This window comes from Sulfurovum sp. (assembly GCA_026990595.1).
Lineage (GTDB): Bacteria > Campylobacterota > Campylobacteria > Campylobacterales > Sulfurovaceae > Sulfurovum.
Genome location: JALXCZ010000026.1, coordinates 21712 through 22230, shown reverse-complemented (window position 1 = coordinate 22230; position 519 = coordinate 21712). Strand labels below are relative to the sequence as shown.

At 37.2% G+C, this 519-nt stretch carries 1 protein-coding gene; it reads right to left on the bottom strand.

Annotation, left to right across the window (positions count from 1 at the left end):
* Positions 1 to 519 (bottom strand): PKD domain-containing protein (locus tag MVE01_RS05615; protein WP_472561224.1); only part of this gene is annotated, 519 nt, incomplete at both ends.

Genomic DNA, 519 nt, shown 5'->3' with positions numbered 1-519 from the left:
TACTTAATGTCGTATTTCCCTCTGTCCATTTATACTTGGCAATACTACTTCCTAGAGAATAACTTTTTCTTCCATCTAAATATGTCGTTGTCCCTAGGTACATATTACTGTCTATCCCTGCATTGGCAATGAGACCTCTATCTTGTACCGTGATATTTACATCATCACTTGCTGTCAATCCATAGGTATCTGTCACAGTGAGGGTAAGAGTATGTAGCCCTACAGTTTTCCCGATATAAGCTAAATTCCATGAATTACTTAATGTCGTATTTCCCTCTGTCCATTTATACTTGGCAATACTACTTCCTAGAGAATAACTTTTTCTTCCATCTAAATATGTCGTTGTCCCTAGGTACATATTACTGTCTATCCCTGCATTGGCTTGAATAGTTGCATTTGTATCTTTTTCTTTTTCAACAAAGACTGTTATATCATCTGTAGCTGTCACTCCATACGCATCTGTTACAGTAAGGGTAAGAGTATGTTCTCCTACGCTAGCGCCTCTATAATAAAAGTCAT